The following is a 239-nucleotide window of genomic DNA, read 5'->3' as shown; positions in this document are numbered from 1 at the left end:
CAGGTTGTGGGCCTCCGTGACGCCCTGCTGGATGCCGGATACGCTATCGCCGCTTCGGACGGTGCCGGGCAGGCATGGGGCAACCCTGCGTCCGTCTCATCCTATTCCGCGCTGGACGCATGGGCTTCAGGTCAGACGCCGGTAACGGATCGAGTGCTGATCGGCCAGTCGATGGGCGGGCTTGCATCCCTCCAAGTGGTCGATGACCTGCACGCCCGCGCCTGGATCGGTATCTATCC

Annotated in this window: 1 protein-coding gene; it reads left to right on the top strand. The window is 65.3% G+C overall.

Annotated elements, in window-relative coordinates:
* A partial coding sequence (locus AC3XQU_RS24790) for a hypothetical protein (protein ID WP_489876748.1) occupies window positions 1-239 on the top strand: 239 nt, incomplete at both ends.

This window comes from Telluria sp. AZSoR62 (genome assembly GCF_058111565.1).
This window is presented reverse-complemented; position numbering and strand designations above follow the sequence as displayed.